12 protein-coding genes are annotated in these 18,465 nt (G+C 65.2%); 10 read left to right on the forward strand and 2 right to left on the reverse strand.

The window, feature by feature from the left end:
• Positions 1 to 279 precede the first annotated feature (279 nt).
• The 10 genes from trxA to QCE49_RS07550 all read left to right on the forward strand — a co-directional run bounded on the left by trxA (position 280) and on the right by QCE49_RS07550 (position 16,618).
• Positions 280 to 606, forward strand: coding sequence for a thioredoxin TrxA (gene trxA / locus QCE49_RS07505; RefSeq protein WP_008349330.1), 327 nt, complete (start codon positions 280 to 282; stop codon positions 604 to 606).
• A gap of 258 nt (positions 607 to 864) precedes the next feature.
• Positions 865 to 2,130, forward strand: coding sequence for a transcription termination factor Rho (gene rho, locus QCE49_RS07510; RefSeq protein ID WP_008349328.1), 1,266 nt, complete (start codon positions 865 to 867; stop codon positions 2,128 to 2,130).
• Positions 2,131 to 2,241: 111 nt separating this feature from the next.
• Positions 2,242 to 3,078, forward strand: a complete 837-nt coding sequence (locus QCE49_RS07515) for a M90 family metallopeptidase (protein WP_250457748.1) — start codon at positions 2,242 to 2,244, stop codon at positions 3,076 to 3,078.
• Positions 3,079 to 3,219: 141 nt separating this feature from the next.
• Positions 3,220 to 3,474 carry a type B 50S ribosomal protein L31 gene (locus tag QCE49_RS07520; protein ID WP_008349325.1) on the forward strand — a complete coding sequence of 85 codons (255 nt, stop codon included), beginning with the start codon at positions 3,220 to 3,222 and terminating at the stop codon, positions 3,472 to 3,474.
• Between the two features lie 235 nt (positions 3,475 to 3,709).
• A complete protein-coding gene (locus tag QCE49_RS07525; RefSeq protein ID WP_008349322.1) occupies positions 3,710 to 5,473 on the forward strand; it encodes a glycosyltransferase family 39 protein in 1,764 nt (587 codons plus the stop codon).
• Between the two features lie 40 nt (positions 5,474 to 5,513).
• Positions 5,514 to 6,875 carry an MATE family efflux transporter gene (locus tag QCE49_RS07530; protein WP_250434835.1) on the forward strand — a complete coding sequence of 454 codons (1,362 nt, stop codon included), beginning with the start codon at positions 5,514 to 5,516 and terminating at the stop codon, positions 6,873 to 6,875.
• 95 nt (positions 6,876 to 6,970) lie between these two features.
• Positions 6,971 to 12,994 (forward strand): alpha-2-macroglobulin, encoded by a 6,024-nt coding sequence (locus QCE49_RS07535; RefSeq protein WP_250457747.1) that lies wholly within the window; start codon positions 6,971 to 6,973, stop codon positions 12,992 to 12,994.
• Between the two features lie 4 nt (positions 12,995 to 12,998).
• Positions 12,999 to 15,212: a penicillin-binding protein 1C gene (pbpC, locus tag QCE49_RS07540; protein ID WP_250457746.1), complete on the forward strand. Its 2,214-nt coding sequence runs from the start codon at positions 12,999 to 13,001 to the stop codon at positions 15,210 to 15,212.
• A 206-nt stretch (positions 15,213 to 15,418) separates the two neighbouring features.
• On the forward strand, positions 15,419 to 16,003 hold the full coding sequence (locus QCE49_RS07545; protein ID WP_250457745.1) for a helix-hairpin-helix domain-containing protein: 585 nt from the start codon (positions 15,419 to 15,421) through the stop codon (positions 16,001 to 16,003).
• 153 nt (positions 16,004 to 16,156) lie between these two features.
• Positions 16,157 to 16,618, forward strand: coding sequence for a YidB family protein (locus QCE49_RS07550; protein WP_008349311.1), 462 nt, complete (start codon positions 16,157 to 16,159; stop codon positions 16,616 to 16,618).
• 63 nt (positions 16,619 to 16,681) lie between these two features.
• On the opposite strand, the gene QCE49_RS07555 is transcribed toward QCE49_RS07550, so the two are convergent.
• On the reverse strand, positions 16,682 to 18,028 hold the full coding sequence (locus QCE49_RS07555; protein ID WP_008349309.1) for a HipA domain-containing protein: 1,347 nt from the start codon (positions 18,026 to 18,028) through the stop codon (positions 16,682 to 16,684).
• Positions 18,018 to 18,335 carry a helix-turn-helix domain-containing protein gene (locus QCE49_RS07560; protein ID WP_175982273.1) on the reverse strand — a complete coding sequence of 106 codons (318 nt, stop codon included), beginning with the start codon at positions 18,333 to 18,335 and terminating at the stop codon, positions 18,018 to 18,020. The genes QCE49_RS07555 and QCE49_RS07560 overlap by 11 nt, the downstream gene beginning before the upstream one ends.
• Positions 18,336 to 18,465: the final 130 nt, after the last annotated feature.

Genomic DNA, 18,465 nt, shown 5'->3' on the forward strand with positions numbered 1-18,465 from the left:
ACGCCCTTCCGAGCCCCTCTTGTGCTTCGTATTTTCGGCCTCAGATGCGCCCTATCAGCATCCGGCAACGGATAGCGAATTAGGCTAAGATGACACGTGAATTACTTGGAAGTGGTGCCTTTCGCCCTTCCGCGGATCATTCGCCGCCGTTCGCGGTTCATTCTGGCGCACGGCGCGCGGGCCGAAGTCCGGCCCGTTGGTGACGAAAATTTTTTCGGTTTTGGTGTATCGTGGCGAGCATTCAAACGCGGGCCTCGATTCAATAGAGGTATTCAGACAATGAGCGAATCAATCAAGCACATCAGCGACGCTTCTTTCGAACAGGATGTCGTCAAGTCGGATAAACCTGTCCTGCTCGATTTCTGGGCTGAGTGGTGCGGTCCGTGCAAGATGATTGCCCCGATCCTCGACGAAGTCGCGAAGGATTACGGCGATCGCCTGCAGATCGCGAAGATCAACGTGGACGAACATCAGTCGACGCCCGTGAAGTTCGGCGTGCGCGGCATTCCCACGCTGATTCTCTTCAAGAACGGCGCAGTGGCCGCGCAGAAAGTCGGCGCATTGTCCAAGTCGCAACTGACCGCGTTCCTCGACAGCAACCTGTAACGGCATCACCGGCGAGCGGCGGCATCTCCCGTCGCTCGCGTCTGCATCGACGACACGCCAAGGCGTGGTGCCGATGCAGCCGATGTTGTCACGCGACAACATCGGCCGACAAGCCCCGCCCAAAGCCCACCCGAGGCCGCTGTGGCGTGTGCTATGCTAGAATCACAAGCGTTCAAGAAGTATTAAGTCTCGAGCGGTTCCGCTCACCTCTTCTCCCAAATCTTTCTGTCGCACCTCTCTCCCCGGCGGGAAATCCGTATGCATTTATCCGAGCTCAAGTCTCAGCACGTCTCCGCACTGATCGAGATGGCCAACGGCCTCGAAATCGAAAATGCGAACCGCCTGCGCAAGCAGGAATTGATGTTCGCGATTCTTAAAAAGCGCGCCAAGGGCGGCGACACGATTTTCGGCGACGGCACGCTCGAAGTGCTGCCCGACGGCTTCGGCTTTCTGCGCTCGCCCGAGACGTCGTATCTCGCGAGCACGGACGACATCTATATCAGCCCGTCGCAAATCCGCCGCTTCAATCTGCACACCGGCGACACGATCGAAGGCGAAGTCCGCACGCCGAAGGACGGCGAGCGCTATTTCGCGCTCGTGAAGGTGGACAAAGTCAACGGGCAGCCGCCCGAGGCCTCGAAACACAAGATCATGTTCGAGAACCTCACGCCGCTGCATCCGAACAAGCCGCTGCCGCTCGAACGCGAAATGCGCGGCGAGGAAAACGTCACGGGCCGGATCATCGACATGATCTCGCCGATCGGCAAGGGCCAGCGCGGCCTGCTCGTCGCATCGCCGAAGTCGGGTAAAACCGTGATGCTGCAGCACATCGCGCATGCGGTGAAGGCGAATCATCCGGACGTCATCCTGTTCGTGCTGCTCATCGACGAACGCCCGGAAGAAGTCACTGAAATGCAGCGCTCGGTGCGCGGCGAAGTCATCGCATCGACATTCGACGAACCGGCCGCGCGTCACGTTCAAGTGGCCGAAATGGTCATCGAGAAGGCGAAGCGTCTCGTCGAAATGAAGCATGACGTCGTGATTCTGCTCGACTCGATCACGCGTCTCGCGCGCGCCTACAACACGGTCGTGCCGGCATCGGGCAAGGTGCTGACGGGCGGTGTCGACGCCAACGCGCTGCAGCGTCCGAAGCGCTTCTTCGGCGCCGCGCGCAACATCGAGGAAGGCGGCTCGCTCACGATCATCGGCACGGCGCTCATCGAAACGGGCAGCCGCATGGACGACGTGATCTACGAAGAGTTCAAGGGCACCGGCAACATGGAAGTGCACCTCGAGCGCCGCCTCGCGGAAAAGCGCGTCTATCCGTCGATCAATCTGAACAAGTCGGGCACGCGTCGCGAGGAATTGCTCATCAAGCCCGATCTGCTGCAGAAGGTTTGGGTGCTGCGCAAGTTCATTCACGACATGGACGAAGTCGAAGCGATGGAATTCCTGCTCGACAAGATCCGTCAGACGAAGAACAACGCCGAGTTCTTCGACATGATGCGCCGCGGCGGAGGCTGATCTCCGTCCCGCTTCGCTGCTTCGGAACAGAAAACCGCCTGCATCGTCAGGCGGTTTTTTATTGGGGCCGTGCGTACAATCCGCAACTAGTTCAGTCTTCCGATTCAACGCATGGCCAACCTCTTCTCCCGCTGGTTCGGCGCGCAACGCCGCGAGCGCGCGCTGCGCAAATACGCGATCGACGACGCGCTCTGGCAACGCACGCTCGACACGTATCCGTGCTTCGGACATCTGGACGCCAGCGACCTCGCGCGTCTGCGCGAAACCGCGAGCCTTTTCATCGCGCAGAAGGAATTCTCGACGGCGCACGATCTCGAACTGACGGATCAGATGATCGTATCGATCGCCGCGCAGGCCTGTCTGCCGGTGCTCAATCTCGATCTCGATTTGTATCGCGGCTGGGTCGGTGTGATCGTGTATCCGGGCGAGTTCATCATCCGCAAAACCGTGGAGGACGAAGACGGCGTCGTGCACGAAGTCGAGCACGATGCGAGCGGCGAAGCGTGGGAAGGCGGCCCGGTCGTCCTGTCGTGGGAAGACGCGCAGATGGCCGACGGATCGGACGCCTACAACGTCGTCATCCACGAATTCGCGCACAAGATCGACATGGTGACGGGCGAGGCCGACGGTCATCCGCCGCTTTATCGGCGCTGGCACGCGCCGCTCGATTCGACCGCGTGGTCCGATATTTTTGACAACGCCTATGACCAGTTCTGCGCACGCGTCGATGCCGTGCCGGAGCGCCGCTGGGCGCGGTTCGAACGCGACTCGCTGATCGATCCTTACGCGACCGATCATCCGTCGGAATTCTTCGCGGTGTGCAGCGAGGCGCTTTTCGTGACGCCGAAGCTGTTCGAAGCCGAATATCCCGAGCTTTACCGGCTGCTCGCGCGCTATTACCGGCAAGACCCGGCGGGCGTTGGGGCGCTCGTCGCGCCGGCTGCATGAGTTGCGCCGCGGCCTCCGAAAAAGATGTCAACCGACTGATTTTCTGGCATAATCGCCGTTTTTCGACCCTAGGCAAGTGACTCGCGCGGCACTAAAAAACGAGTGCAACGGGTTGGCTACCGCCAGATACCAGGAAAGACCATGAAAGAAGGCATTCACCCGGATTACCGCGAAGTCCTGTTCGTCGACATGTCGAACGACTTCAAGTTCGTGACCCGCTCGACCATCCAGACGCGCGAAACCGCCGAATTCAACGGCAAGACCTACCCGCTCGCGAAGATCGAAGTGTCGTCGGAATCGCACCCGTTCTACACCGGTCAGCAAAAGATCATGGACACGGCGGGCCGCGTCGAGAAGTTCAACAACAAGTTCGCGCGCTTCTCCACCAAGAAGTAAGTCGGGCTTCGGCTTCAGCGAAAAGGGCAGCTTCGGCTGCCCTTTTTTGTCGCCGGCAGCTTGGCGCATGCCACGGCACCGCCCTTGCCGCATCCGACGTGCATTGTTGCGCGGGGTTACGGCGAGCTTCGATGAACCGCCCTTTACGCCGCCGCGCGACTACAATGCCGGTTGCTTTGGCCCCGTCGCGCATCCAGCGCGAATCAGCGGGCCGCTCTCCATCAAGCCTTCACGCATGCGATCTGTCGTTCGTCTGACCGCCTCCGCCACCAGCGCCCTGCCGCGCTGGCTTCTGCTCGCCATCTGCATCACCTATGCGTCGTTCGGACTGTTCGGCCGCGATCCGTGGAAGAACGAAGATGCGGGCGGCTTCGGCGTCATGTGGACGATGGCAAATGGCGACGCGCGCGACTGGCTGCTGCCTAACCTGGTCGGCAAGGCGCCGACCGCCGACGGCCCGCTGATGTACTGGCTCGGCGCATCGGCGATTCGGCTTTTGAGTCCGTGGGTCGATGCGAGCAACGCATCGCGCGTGGTCACGGGCCTGCTCTTCTGTCTCGCCTGCGCGTTCGTCTGGTATTCGGCCTATCTGCTCGGCCGGCGCGACGAGGCCCAGCCCTTCAAATATGCGTTCGGCGGCGAACCGGAGCCGCGCGACTACGGCCGCACGCTCGCCGATGGCGCGCTGCTGATTCTGCTCGCGTGCTTCGGACTCGCCGAGCGCGGCCACGAGACCACGCCGCAGCTTGCGCAGTTCGCCGGCACCGCGATGCTCCTCTACGGCCTCGTGCGCAGCCTCGACAAGCCGATCCACGGCGGTCTCGTGTGGGGCGCGGCGCTTGGCGTAGTCGGCCTGTCGAGCTCGCCGGTGCTCGTCTTCGCGCTGTTGCTCTGCACGCTCGCGATGACGATCGTCGTCAAACAAATCCGCTCCGCGCCGCTCCTGATCTTCGGGCTGCCGGTCGCGATCCTGCTGATCGGCGCATGGGTGCTGCCGACACTGCATTACTTCCCGGATGACGGCGAATGGTGGCTGCGCCAATGGTGGCGCAACAGCTTCTCGTTCTTCTCCGGCACGCCCGGTTCGATATTCGGCTACGCGATCAAGAACCTGCCGCTCTTCACGTGGCCCGCGTGGCCGCTCGCGGTGTGGGCGTTCGTCAGTTGGGGCGGACTGCGCCGCTCGCCGCACGTCGGCGTGCCGCTGTCGATCATCGGGCCGCTGCTCGTGCTGGTCGTGCTGCAGGCGCACGAGACCAACCGGCTCTTCATGCTGCTTCTGCCGCCGCTTTCGGTGCTCGCGACGTTCGCGCTGCCTACCCTCAAGCGCGGCGCGATCAACGCGATCGACTGGTTCGCGATGCTGAGTTTCACGATCATCGGCTCGCTGGTGTGGCTCGTGTGGACCGCCGGCATGTTCGGCTTCCCCTCGGCGATGGCCCGCAATCTCGCGCGTCTCGCTCCGGGTTTCCATCCCGAGTTCAAGCTGATTTCCTTTGTGTGCGCGGTGGCCGTGACCGTCTGCTGGTTCCTGCTCGCGCGCTGGCGGCTCGCCCGTCATCCGAAGGTGCTGTGGCGCAGCGTCGTGCTGTCGAGTGCGGGCACCACGCTCATGTGGGTCCTGCTCATGACGCTGTGGCTGCCGGTCGTGAACTACAGCCGGACGTATCGCGACGTGGCCGAGCAAATCGCCGATCATCTGCCGCCCGACTACACCTGCATCTCGCCCGTACGCCTCGGCGACGCGCAGATCGCCACCTTCGCGTATTTCGGCGGCATGCATTTCGCGTTTGATGAGGATTGCGATGTGATCCTGCGCCAGGATCCGGCCGATTACGGCGAGCCGTCGTCGATGTCGGCGTTCCAGTGGAAGCTCGTCTGGGAAGGCCGGCGCGTCGCCGACCGCGACGAGCGGTTCCGTCTCTACGTGCGCATCGAGCGTCCCGTGCCGCCGGCGAAGAAACCGCTGCGCCCGAAGAGCCTGCGCCGCGCGCAGTAATACGATGCGCGCGATACCGACTTCCGCGAGTACGACCGGCATGCTGAGCGATGTGCGCAAGATCGCCGCGCTCGCCTGGCCGGTGCTGATCGGCCAGCTCGCGGTGATCGCGTTCGGCGTGATCGACACCGCGATGGTCGGCCGCTTCTCCGCCACCGATCTCGCCGCGCTCGGTCTCGGCGGTTCCGTCTATATCTCGGTGTATATCGGCCTGACGGGCATTCTCGTCGCACTGCAGCCGATCGCCGGCCAGCTCTTCGGCGCGGGCCGCGAAAGCGAAATCGGCGAAGAGACGCGTCAGGCGTTCTGGCTCGCCGCCGCGCTCGCCGTGATCGGCTTCGTGCTGCTGTTCCATCCCGAGCCGCTTCTGTCGCTCGCCAAGACGCCGCCCGCGCTGCACGACCGCACCGTCGACTATCTGCGCATTCTGTCGTTCGGCCTGCCCGCGAGCCTCGCGTTTCGCGTCTATAGCTCGCTCACGAACGCGGTCGGCAAGCCGCGCCTCGTGATGTTCCTGCAGGTCGGCGGCCTGCTGCTCAAGTTTCCACTCAACACGTGGTTCATCTTCGGCGGATTCGGCGTGCCGGCGCTGGGCGGTCCGGGTTGCGCGCTCGCGAGCACGCTCATCAACTGGGTGCTGGCGGCGGTCGGCATGACGGTGCTCCTCAAGGTCGAGTTCTTCCGCCCGTTCGCCATCTTCTCGCACTTCTGCTGGCCGGTCTGGCGGCGTCAGCTCGCGCTTCTGCGGCTCGGCATTCCGATGGGCCTCTCGTATCTGATCGAAGTCACGTCGTACACGTTCATGGCGCTCTTTATCTCGCGCTTCGGCACGACGACGCTCGCCGGTCATCAGATCGCGGGCAATCTCGGCGCGGTGCTGTACATGACGCCGCTCGCGATCGGCATCGCGTCGTCGACGCTCGTGTCGCAGGCGCTCGGCGCGCAACGCTACGACGACGCCCGCTCGATCTCGCGTCACGGCATCGGCATGGCGTGCGTGCTCGCGCTCGTGTACGGCGTGCTCCTGCTCGCGGCGCGTCCGCTCGTGATCGCGGCGTACACACCCGATGCGAACGTGATCGCGGCCGCGATGCCGCTCGTGCTCATCATCTTCTTCTATCACTTCTGCGATGCGCTGCAGATCACCACCGCGTTCATCCTGCGCGCGTACAAGGTGACGCTCGTGCCGACCGTGATCTACGCGATCGCGCTATGGGGCATCGGGCTAGGCGGCGGTTATCTGCTCGGCTTCGATGTCGGCGGCGGCGTGCCCGAATGGCTGCAGGGCGCGCGCGGCTTCTGGATCGCGAATTCGGCGAGCCTCGGCGTCGCGGGCGTCGGCTTGTTCGTGTATTGGCGGCGCGTGAGTTCGCGGCATCTGCCGAACGTGAACGCAGATTGATCTTCCGTTAAAAAGCGTCGCCCGAGCGCAGCCGACGAAAGATCGACGTAAGGCTCCAGTAGAATTTCGCGTCGAGGAAAACTCGGAGCGAGTGGATGAGCCGCATAACAACGTCACAAAAAAAATGGATTCTGGCCGCAACCACGCTGATCGCCGCGTTGGGATTAAGCGCCGCGCTTCATCGGGCCGATGCCGCGCGTATCAGGAGCGTGTCGCCGCAAGGCAAGGTCGCGCAAGTGCGGCAGGTCGTCGCCAAGTTCGACGAACCGATGATCGCCTTCGGCAATGCGGCCGCCGCCGCGCCCGGCAAGATCGCCTGTAGCGGCGCGGGCGCATCGGCTACCGCGGGCTCGGGCCGCTGGATCGACGCCAAGACCTGGGCCTTCGACTTCGAGCACGATCTGCCGCCCGGCGTGCGCTGCGCGCTCGATCTCTCGGACACCCTCAAATCCACGGCCGGCAACGCGCTTTCCGGCCCGCGCCACTTCGCGTTCCAGACGGGCGGACCGTTCGTCACACGCATCATGCCGGGCTACGGCGACATCGAAGAAAATCAGGCCTTCGTGCTGCGTCTGAACGGCCCGGCGACGCAGGCGTCCGTGCTGCAGCATGTCTGGTGCGAATCGAGCGCGCTCGGCAATCGCATTCCGGTCCGCGCCGTCGACGACGCCACGCGCGCCGCGCTGCTCAAACACTTCCGCCTGGAGAAAGAGAGCGATCGCGTACTGACGCTCGCGTGCCAGCAAACGTTGCCGTCCGCGACGAAAATGCAGCTCGTGTACGGCACGGGCGTGACGGGACCGAGCGGCATCGCCAATGACGTCGAGAAGCGCTTCAACTTCGACGTGCGCAAGCCCTTCACCGCCGGTTTCTCCTGCGAGCGCGAAAACGCCAACGCACCGTGCACGCCGCTGCGGCCGATGCGCCTCACGTTCTCCGCGCCGATCAGCCGCGCCGATGCGCAGAAGTTCGCACTGCGCGGTCCGAAAGGAAGCGCCGCGCCTCACTTCGATCCTAGCGATAAAGATGCGGAAGTCAGCGGCATCGAGTTCGCCGCGCCGCTGCCCGAGCGCGCCAGTCTCACCATCGAGGCGCCCGCGAATCTGAAAGACGTGAGCGGCCGCACGCTCGCCAACGCCGACCTTTTCCCGCTCAAGACCGCGACCGCCGCGATGCCGCCGCTCGCGAAATTCTCGTCGGGCACGTTCGGCATCATCGAGCGATTCGCGGAACCCGGCATGCCGGCGATGCTGCCGGTCACGCTGCGTCATGTCGAAGCGGACCTGCATGTGCAAGGGCTCCATTCGGGCACGTCGCAGATCACGAAGCTCAAGCTCGACGCCGACACGGACATCCGCGAGTGGATGCGCGCCGTCGACATGTTCGACGGCGTCTCGATGTCGCGCTCGTCCATCGAAAAGCTCATGCCCGCGATGCTGAACAACGGTATCGAGCCGGTCATCATCCCGAACAGCGACGGCTCGGTGTCGAACGATCCGCAAATCGACATTCGTTCGCTGTCGATGCTCGCGAAACAGCGCGGCGTCGAAACCCTCGCCTTGCCCGCCGCCGATCCGAAAGCGCTGCGTCCGTTCGAAGTCGTCGGCATTCCGCTGACAAAGCCGGGCTTCTATGTCGTCGAACTGAGTTCGCCGGCGCTCGGCGCATCGCTGCTCGACAAGAATCAGGCGATGTACGTGCGAACGTCGGTGCTCGTCACCAATCTCGGCGTGCATTTCAAAGAGGGACGCGAGAACAGCGTCGTCTGGGTCACGACGCTCGACAAGGGCAAGCCCGTCGCGAACGCCGACGTGCGCGTCACCGACTGCAACGGCGATGAAATCGCCACCGCGAAAACCGATGCGCAAGGCATCGCGAAAATCGGCAAGCCGCTCGCGTCCGTGCGCCGATGCAACGAGCGCAGTCTCGCGTGGGGCGGCTTTTTCGTGTCCGCGCGCGTGAACGATCCCGTGAGCGGTCCGGACATGGCGTTCGTGACATCGGACTGGGATCGCGGCATCGAATCGTGGCGCTTCAACGTGCCGACCGACATGAGCGCGGCGCGCACGACGCGCGCGCATACGGTGTTCGACCGCACGCTGCTGCGCGCGGGCGAAACCGTATCCATGAAGCACCTGCTGCGCGTGCAAACGCTCGGCGGCTTCGCGTTTCCGAAGAGCTATCCAACGCGCGTGACGATCCGGCACGTCGGCAGCGGACAGACGTGGCATTTGCCGCTCAAATGGGCCGCCGATCACAGCGCCGATTCGACCTTCGCCGTGCCCGCCGCCGCGAAGCTCGGCGAATACAGCGTGTCGCTCGACAACGGCACAGCTTCATCCGACGACGATAGCGGCAACGCCAACGACAACGACAACCCGGTGACGCAGTCGTACGAATCCGGCAGCTTCCGCGTGGAGGAATTCCGCCTGCCGGTGTTCAAAGGCTCGATCACGGCCGGCGAGGCCAAAGCGTCCGGTCTCGTCGCGGCGCAGGAAGCGCCGGTCGCGGTGCGGCTCGAATACGTGCAGGGCGGACCGGCATCGAATCTGCCGGTGCAGGTTTCCGCGCTCGTGCGCGATGCCGCGCCGCCCTTCGCTTCGCAATACGAAGCGTTCACTTTCGCGCCTTACCGCAAGCCGACGGACGACGGCGCGAGCGCGCCGGCCGAAGACGAAGACGAAGACAGCGAGCAGGAAGACCACGCGACGACGAAGCTCGTCGCCGACAAGCTGCGCGTCACGCTCGATCGCGAAGGCGCCGGCAAGGTCACGATCAAGCCGCTGCCGGCGCTCGAATCGCCGAAGCGTCTCACGCTCGAAGCGAGCTTCGCCGATCCGAACGGCGAGATTCAGACGATCAGCGGCGGCACGACGCTGTGGCCCGCCGACGTCGCGGTCGGCGTGAAAGCGGGACATTGGGTATCGGTCGGCGGCGCGCTGCCGGTGCAGGCGATCGCGCTCGATCTGCAGGGCAAGCCGCGCGCGGGCGTGTCGGTGGAGATCAAGGCCGTCGCTCGCGTGATGTCGAGCTCGAGAAAGCGCATGGTCGGCGGCTTCTACGCTTACGACAACCACACGGAGATCAAGGATCTCGGCACGCTGTGCAGCGGCAAGAGCGACGATCACGGCATCGTCTCGTGCGATGCGAAGCTGAAGGATGCCGGCAACGTCGATGTCATCGCGATCGCGAAAGACGGCGACGGCCGCGCGGCCAACGCGAGTACGTCCGTGTGGGTCACGCGCGCGGACGAGCTGTGGTTCGGCGGCGAGAACACCGACCGCATCGACGTGCTGCCGGAAAAGACGAGTTACGAGCCCGGCGAAACCGCGCGCTTCCAGGTCCGCATGCCGTTCCGCTCCGCGACGGCGCTCGTCGCCGTCGAGCGCGAGGGCATCGTCGAGACGCGCGTCGTCGAACTGAACGGCACCGATCCGAGCGTCGAGCTCAAAATCGAAGCGTCGTGGGCGCCGAACGTGTACGTGTCGGTGCTCGCGTTGCGCGGACGCATCCGCGAAGTGCCGTGGTATTCCTTCTTCACTTGGGGATGGAAGGCGCCGGTCGAATGGGCGCGCGCGTTCTGGTACGAAGGCCGTCAGTATCAGGCGCCGACGCCGCTCGTCGATTTGAGCAAGCCCGCGTTCCGCTACGGGCTGGCGTCGATCAAGGTCGGCACGGCGGCGCACAGGCTCGCGGTCAGCGTGAGCCCGGATGCGAAGTCGTACACCGTGCGAGGCAAGGCGCACGTCAAGGTGAAAGTCGCGCTGCCCGATGGCAAGCCCGCGCCCGCGGGCACGCAGATCGCCGTCGCGGCCGTCGATGAAGCCTTGCTCGAACTGATGCCGAATCGAAGCTGGGACGTGCTCGACGCGATGCTCGAACGGCGCGCGTACGGCGTCCAGACGGCGACCGCGCAGATGGAGATCGTCGGGCGGCGGCACTTCGGGCGCAAGGCGGTGCCTGCGGGCGGCGGCGGCGGACACAGCGCGACGCGCGAACTGTTCGACACGCTGCTGCTGTGGAATCCGCGCGTCACGCTCGATGCCAAAGGCGAAGCGACCATCGACGTTCCGCTGAACGACGCGCTCACGCGCTTTCGCATCGTCGCGGTGGCGGCGGTCGGCGCGGGACAGTTCGGCACCGGCAGCGCATCGATTCAGAGCACGCAGGACTTGCAACTGATATCGGGATTGCCGCCGCTCGTGCGTGTCGGCGATTCGTTCCGCGCGCAGTTCACGCTGCGCAACACGACCGCGCGGACGATGCGCGTCTTCATCACGCCGCATGCCGGCGCGCTGGCGCTCGATGCGCGCACGGTCGAGCTTGCGCCGGAATCGTCGCAGGAAGTCGCGTGGGAGGTCACGACGCCCGATGTGCTCGGCGCGAATTCATCCGCAGCGTTGGAATGGAACGTGACCGCGTCCGAACAGGCCGGACCCAGGGCGAGCGATGCCGTCAAACTGACGCAGAAAGTCGTCGCGGCGATTCCCGTCAATGTCCAGCAGGCGACCCTCGCGCAAGTCGACGGCACGCTCACGCTGCCCGTCGCGCCGCCCGCCGATGCAATCAAGTCGAGCGACGGCGCCGTGCGCGGCGGCATCGCGGTGTCGTTGCAATCGAAGCTCGCCGAAGGACTGCCCGGCGTGCGTCGCTGGTTCGAGCGCTATCCGTACAGTTGCCTCGAACAGCAGACTTCGCGCGCGCTCGGCCTGATGGACGCAGCGCTTTGGCAAGGCGTGCTCGCGCGGATGCCGTCGTATCTCGATCGCGACGGCCTCGCGAACTACTTCCCGCCCGCCGACGACGAGCGCCCGACCGGCAGCCCCGCCCTCACGGCCTATCTGCTCGCCGTCACCGATGAAGCCGCGAAGCAGGATCGCCGTTTCGCGCTGCCCGACGATTTGCGCAATCAGATGGCGGCGGGCCTCGCGAATTTCGTCGACGGCAAGCTCGAGCGCAAGTTCTGGGCGCCGCGCAACGATCTCGACGATAGGAAGCTCGCCGCGATCGAAGCGCTCTCGCGCTATGGCCTTGCACAGCCGCGCATGCTCGGCTCGATCACGGTCGCGCCGGATCAGTGGCCGACATCCGCGGTGCTGGACTACTACGCAATCCTGTCGCGCGTCGACGGCATTCCGAATCGCGACGAGAAGCGTGCGCAGGCGGAGCAGATCATTCGCGCGCGTCTGACGTATCAGGGCACGCGACTCACGTTCTCGACCGAGCGCGACGACGATCTCTGGTGGCTCATGACCGGCACGGAAACCAACGCCGCGCGCACCGCGCTCATCTTCGCGGATGCGCCTGGCTGGAAGGACGAGATGCCGCGCGTCGTCGCGGGCCTGCTCGCGTTGCAGAAGCACGGCGCGTGGCAAACGACAACCGCCAATCTGTGGGGCGCGCTCGCCGTCGGCCGATTCTCGCAACTCTTCGAGAGCACGCCGGTGACGGGTCACGCGTCGATCCAGCTGGGCGCATCGGCGCAAAGCGTGAATTGGAGCGCCGCTGTCATGTCCACGCCCGCGCCCGCCTCGGCCACGCCCGCGACGAAGAACGCGAACGCGCGCAGCGTGATGCTGCCGTGGAGCAGCGGTTCGCTCACGCTCTCGCAGGACGGCACGGGCAAGCCGTGGGCGACGATCGAAAGTCTCGCGGCTGTCGCGTTGAAGGCGCCGTTCGCGGCGGGCTATCGCATCGCGAAAACCGTCACGCCGATCGATCCCGCCGTGAAAGGCGTGCTTTCGCGCGGCGATATCGTCCGCGTGCATCTCGACATCGACGCGCAAAGCGACATGACGTGGGTCGTCGTCAACGATCCGATTCCCGCGGGCGCGACGATCCTCGGCTCCGGTCTCGGACGCGATTCGGCTGCGGCGACCGAAGGCGAGAAGCGGGATGACGGCGCGTGGCCCGCGTTCGTCGAGCGTGGCTTCGATGGTTATCGCGCGTATTACGACTATCTGCCGAAGGGCAAGCTGAGCGTCGAATACACGATGCGCCTGAACAATCCGGGCACGTTCGGCCTGCCGCCGACGCGCGTCGAAGCGCTCTACGCGCCGTCGGCGTTCGGCGCGCTGCCGAATGCGCCGGTGGTCGTCAAGCCGCTCGCCGCGAAGTGATCCGATGAAACGCGCCGCCTGCCTTCTGGTCGCATGCGCGCTATCGATGCCGGCGCAGGCGCAGCCGGGCTTCGACGAAGTGCGCGCGAACTGGCGCAGCTCCGACTGGGTGCTGCTCTCGCGCGACGGCGAGCCGCTCGCGCGCACGCGCGTCGACAAGAGCGCACGGCGCGGCGACTGGATCGCGCTGTCCGACGTGTCGCCCGCCTTGCGCGAAGCGATCGTCGTATCGGAGGACAGGCGTTTCTACGAGCACGCGGGCGTCGACTGGCGCGGCGCCGCGGCAGCCGCGTGGGGCAATTTGTGGAACACGCGTACGCGCGGTGCATCGACGGTGACGATGCAACTCACCGGTCTCATCGACGATGACGGCAAGCGCGCCGGCCGCCGTTCGATCGGCGAAAAGGCCGGGCAGACAATCGGCGCGCTGTGGCTCGAACGCACCTGGCGCAAGGATCAGATTCTCGAGGCGTATCTGAATCTCGTGCCGTTTCGCGGCGAGATCGTCGGGTTGTCGGCGCTATCGCAGACGCTGTTCGGCAAGGCCCCTTCCGGTCTCGACGAACGCGAGTCGGCGCTCGCCGCCGCGCTGGTGCGCGCGCCGAACGCGCCCTTTGCGAAGGTCGCCGCGCGCGCGTGCGTGATTCTGCGCGACATGCAGACGCTGCACGGCGTCGCGCAGAGCGTCGATCCGTGCATCAATCTCGACAGCTACGTGCAGCTCACGTTGACCCGCACCGCGTCCGCGCCCGCCTTCGCTCAGGGCGACGACGCACTCGCGCCGCATCTCGCGCGACGCATCGCGGGCGAAGTGCATCCGAAGGCCGGCGCGCGCGTGCGCTCCACGCTCGACGCGCGCCTGCAACGCTTCGCCCGCGATACGCTCGCCCGCACGCTCGCCGAACTGAACGCGCGCCCGCATCCGCGCAATGTGCACGACGCGGCGGCCATCGTGATCGACAACCGTTCGGGGGACGTGCTCGCGTGGGTCGGCTCGGCGGGCGGCCTGTCGAACGCGCCGGAAGTCGACGCCGTGCTCTCGGCACGTCAGGCCGGCTCGACGCTCAAGCCCTTTCTGTATGCGCAGGCGATCGACGAAAAGCGCGTCACCGCCGCCACGCTGCTCGACGACGCGCCGCTCGATCTCGCGACCGGCGGCGGCCTCTACATTCCGCAAAACTACGATCACGACTTCAAGGGCTGGGTAAGCGTGCGAACCGCGCTCGGCTCGTCGCTCAACGTGCCGGCGGTGCGTACGCTCGTAATGGTCACGCCGCATCGCTTCGCGAAGACGCTCGTCGCGCTCGGGCTGCCTTTGTCGCAAGCTGGCGATTACTATGGCTTTTCCCTCGCGCTCGGCAGCGCGGACGTGACGCTGGCGACGCTCGCCAACGCGTATCGCACGTTCGCGAACGGCGGCGTCGCACAGCCCTTCTTCGATCTCGCGGACCATCGGCCGGCGCAGGCGGGCACGCGCGTCTTCAGCCCGGAAGCGAGCTTCATCGTCACCGACATCCTCGCGGACAACAACGCACGCACGCGCACGTTCGGCTTCGACAGCGTGCTCGCCACGCGCACCTTCAGCGCCGTGAAAACCGGCACCAGCAAGGACATGCGCGACAACTGGGCGATCGGTTTCACATCGCGCTACACCGTGGGCGTCTGGGTCGGCAATGCCGACGGCGCGCCGATGTGGGACGTTTCGGGCGTGACGGGCGCGGCGCCGGCGTGGAACGCGATCGTCAACTATCTGAACCGGCGATCGGATAGCCGCGCGCCGCAAGCGCCATCGGGCGTCGTGACGACGCGCGTCACGTATCAGAACGACATCGAACCGGCGCGCAGCGAGTGGTTCGTGCGCGGCACGCAGATGAGCACCATCGGCCTCACGGCGAACGCGGCGCAGGCGGCACGCGGCGCGAACGCCGACGCGCGGGCCGCACGCATCGGCGCACCGACGGACGGCACGATCTTCGCGCTCGACCCTGACATTCCGCCGGCGCGTCAGCGCGTGTGGTTCACCCGCGTGGACGGCAGCGCGCGCCTCGCGTGGCGGCTCGACGGCAAACCCTACGGTCACGACGCCCGAGCGGCATGGCTGCCGTGGCCGGGCCGACATGTGCTCGAACTGGTCGATGCAAAAGGCGAAGTCGTCGATAAAGTCGGCTTCGAGGTCCGCGGCGCTTTCGCGAAGACGTCCGCGCGCACATCGAAGTGATGCGCGCACGCCCGCTAAAACAGCGACGTCATCCGTGCAGCGTTTTGCAACGTTAAAGATTGTGCGCGGGCGCGGTGCGCGCGGCGGGGTCGTGCACAATGCGGGCGCCATCGTTCGGGACGGTTTTTTGCCCTATCCTTAACGGCATCTTCCCGATTGGCCCGAACTTATCGATTCATCCTTTCTCTCAAGCCTGGAGTGCCGTCATGCTGAAAAAGCTGCTGATGCTGTGCTTTGCGTTCGTGCTGTCGATGGGAGCGGCGTTCGCCGCGGTCGATGTCAATACCGCCGATCAAGCCGCGCTGGAATCGGTGAAGGGTCTGGGGCCGGTGAAGTCGAAGGCGATCATCGACGAGCGCACGAAGAACGGCCCCTTCAAGGACGCCGACGATCTCGCGACTCGCGTCAAGGGTCTCGGCGCCAAATCCGTGACGAATCTGGAACAGAATGGGCTGACGATCGGCGGCTCGTCGCTGCCGCCGACAGGCAAACCGTCGAAGCCCGCGACGCCGTCGACGCAAGGCGGCAGCGCCGCGCCGAACTCGACGGTCAAGTCGTCGACCGCGGCCACCGGCGCGACATCGCCCGCAGCCACGACGGCGCAGACGCCGGCCACGACGCCTGCCACGCCCGCATCGGGAACGAAGGCGTCGAAAAAATCGAAAAAGGACAGCGCAGCGTCGGCAGCAGCGAGTGCGTCGAGCCCTTCCGCCGCGAGCGAAGCGAAGCCCGCAAAATCGAAACGCAGCAAGAAAGATAAGGCCGCCAGCGCCGCGGCTGCCAGTCAGTGATTCTTCGGGGAACCTTGTCGAAGGAAACTTGCCTTCGTATGACCATCGTCGAACGGCCGCTCGCGGCCGATGCCCGCGCCGCCGCGACCGGTTCCGAGCCGAATGCGGCGGCACAGGCGAACCCACCCCGCAACCTCTCGTAGTGAGACCGTCATGAGCCTACTCGATATCCTCGCCTCCACCCTCGGCAATTCGTCGCAACAACCGGGCGGCCAACCGGCTCAGTCCGGCCAGGCCGCGCTGATCGCAGCGGCGCTCGCTTTCGTCAACAGCCAGCCCGGCGGCCTCATGGGCCTGATCCAGCGCTTCCAGCAACACGGCGCGGGCGACGTGGTCCAGTCGTGGATCGGCACGGGCGAGAACAAGCCCATCAGCCCCGACACGCTCACGAACGTGCTCGGGCAGGACAACGTCGGCGCGCTCGCGCAGAAAGCAGGCGTCTCCGGCGACCAACTGTCCGGCATGCTCGCGGCGGTGCTGCCGCATATCGTCGATCGCGCAACGCCGAACGGTGAGGTGCCGCCCGAAGGCCAGCTCGATCTGACCGGCGTTCTGGGCTCGCTTGGCGGCCTCGCAGGTCTTTTCGGCAAGAGCGAAGAGCCCAAGCAAGGCTGAACGCGCTTTCACGCATTGAATCGAAAGCCCCGCCGGCGTTGAGCCGAGCGGGGCTTTTGTGTTTCAGGCGGCTGCAAGCTTGCGTGTCATGTCCTCGATGATCGTGTAGCGGATCACACGCAGACACATCAGCTCGCCGCCGAGCGTCGCAGCGAGTCCCGGCCGCTCGGCGAGCAACGCCGCGTTTTTCTCTTCGACGCGCGCGTACAGATCGGCGGCCGCGCGCACGATCGAACCTGCGAGCGCATCCAGCAGCCGTTCGGCCGTCGTCCTGGCGATACCGAGCACTTCGCCCGCCCGCAGCATCAACGCGCGATCGAAGTCGTCGTAGTAGCGCGCGCCGAGGATGTCCCACGCGAACGATGCCCGCTTCGGCCATGCGTCCTTTTGATACGACGGCGTCGCGTATGCGGCTACGCTCAGCAGGTCGTAGAACGGCGCAAGCTGAATACCTTGGCGCGAGACGAGGAAACTCAGGTTTTTCAGATGCGCGTCCGAATTGCCCACCAGCACATTGAACACGAGCCACGAAAAGAGCCGCGTGCGTGCGGACGCCTGATTCCGGCAACGCGCGGCCAGTGTCGCGAGTTGCTCGACGCTGCCCTGCTCGTACTTGAACGTACGCGCGAGGTCGAGCAACTGGCAAGCGTCGATGCTATGCAGCCGGCGCCATTGTCCCGCCCGCGACTCGCGGTCGAAGCGATCCACGAGATACACGGGAGAAGGCACGTAGCGCCGATGCACGCCCGGAACGCCGAGGCGCAGCTTGTCGGCGAGCTTCATCACGAACCATTCGTTGATGACCGAGTGCGGATAGTCATCGGTGTCCTGATGATTCGGCTTGAGGATATGCGTCGACGGTGTGCGGCCTGCCGGCTCGAACAACGCGTCGTCGCGCAACACCACCGCCAGCTTGTGCTGCGCGCCGGCGAGCGACATGCGTTTGAGTGCGTCGTGCGTGAGCGGCAGGCGGGGCAACGCGTCGATCCGCGCCTGCAACGCTTCGTCGGGCAGCAAGCGCTCGGCGGGCGGTTGCTCGTCGCTTGCACCGGGTGGACGCAGCGTCACCGAACCCGCCGATTCGGCACCGTAGTGCGCGAGCAGCGCGAAGGCATCGGCTTCGTTGCGAATGGCCGCGTCGCGCGCGAGCAGCGTGCGTTGGCCTTCTTCCGGAAGGAGGTTGTCGAAGTACCACTGCACCGAGCGGCGCGTGCTGCCGTCGCGCAACGCGTTCGGTTGCAGCGGCAGCGCCGGACTCAGCGGATAACCGTCCACGCTGTCGCGCCACGCCGGCAGATAGGAGAAAGACCAGATGTCGTCGTCGGCGTTGAGCACACCCACTTCGACGTCGTTGATGCTCGCGATCAGATTGCGGCGGCCTTCGAGCGTCGCGATGGTCTCAGGACTCATCCGCGTCCTCTCGTGCGCGACGACGTTTCTCGGCGCGCTCGACGCGGGCGTAACGCTTGACCGCCTCTCCCGCGAAAAGCTCACCCGCTTCGTCCGGGATATCGACCGTCACGCGCACGCCCAAGCCTTCGAGCACTTGGAACAGCTTGCCCCAATGCACGCTCTCAGCGCCCTTCTCGACCTTGCCGAGAAAGCTCTCGCTGACGCCGATGCTGCCGGCCGCATCGTCCTGGCGAAGCCGTTGCGCTTTGCGCGCCGCACGCACTGCGACGCCGATTTCGCTCGCCGTTCGAATATCGATTTCCATGATTTGAATCCGTGCGATTGCAGGGATAAAACCGAATCATTGTATGAGATCACGATAATCCATGCAATCGAATGGATTTTCATTCATCGCACGTGCTCCGCGCGGGAATCCGTGCGATGGCACAGATTAT

It is taken from the genome of Caballeronia sp. LZ008, assembly GCF_031451435.1.
GTDB classification, from domain to species: Bacteria; Pseudomonadota; Gammaproteobacteria; order Burkholderiales; family Burkholderiaceae; genus Caballeronia; species Caballeronia zhejiangensis.